The organism is Nonomuraea sp. MG754425, assembly GCF_021699195.1.
In the GTDB taxonomy this organism is placed as follows: domain Bacteria; phylum Actinomycetota; class Actinomycetes; order Streptosporangiales; family Streptosporangiaceae; genus Nonomuraea.
In genome coordinates this window covers 1-264 of record NZ_SSXE01000594.1, presented here as the reverse complement: position 1 = coordinate 264, position 264 = coordinate 1, and the positions used below count along the sequence as shown (strand labels likewise).

The following is a 264-nucleotide window of genomic DNA, read 5'->3' as shown; positions in this document are numbered from 1 at the left end:
TGGAACGGCAAGGGCGGCAACAAGTTCACCGGCCCCGTCACCCTCGGCCCCGGCTGGACCCCGTACGCCGCCACGCTGATGTCACTCGGCGACATCAACGGCGACGGCATCACCGACATCGGCGCCATCGCGGACGGCACGCTGAGCGTCTGGAACGGCAAGGGTGCCAACAACTTCGGCAGCGCCGTCCCGGTGGGCGGCGGCTGGTCGGCCTACAGCCGCCCCATCGCCGGCGACTTCGACAACGACGGCAACGGCGACCTG

1 protein-coding gene is annotated in these 264 nt (G+C 70.5%); it reads left to right on the top strand.

Features of this window, described 5'->3' with window-relative positions; all coding sequences use genetic code 11:
- Positions 1-264: VCBS repeat-containing protein (locus FAF44_RS54120; RefSeq protein ID WP_237111245.1), on the top strand; the 264-nt coding region annotated here is incomplete at both ends.